This window comes from Seonamhaeicola marinus, from assembly GCF_008085455.1.
Genome location: NZ_VSDQ01000177.1, coordinates 1 through 425 on the forward strand (window position 1 = coordinate 1; position 425 = coordinate 425).

Here is a 425-nt window from a genome sequence, read left to right on the forward strand (position 1 = left end):
TTGGTCTGATACTTCTTCGCGCAAGCGTATTACGGCATCAGTCATTGGGCCTGTTATAGCTTTTAAATCGGCTTTTTTTGCTTCAATTAAAGCATTAATACCATAAAGCGCTACACGGCGGTAATCGCCAATAATTCTACCACGTGCATAGTTATCAGGCAGCCCCGTTAAAAGTCCGTTTGAACGAAATTTTCTAATTTCGGCATTATATGCAGCAAAAACACCATCATTATGTGATTTTACATATTTGCTAAACAATTCTGAAACCGTATCACTAGCTACTAAACCATGCTCACTTAAAGCTTTTTGCACTACTTTAAAACCTCCAAAAGGTTTCATGGCACGTTTTAAAAGCATATCGGTTTGCAAACCAACAATTACTTCATTTTCTTTATCAATATAACCTGCATCAAAATTATTTACTC

The 425-nt window shown here is 36.2% G+C and carries 1 protein-coding gene; it reads right to left on the reverse strand.

The genetic code is table 11. The features are described from left to right. A partial coding sequence (locus FUA24_RS02865; RefSeq protein ID WP_317131921.1) for a pyruvate formate lyase family protein occupies positions 1-425 on the reverse strand: 425 nt, incomplete at both ends.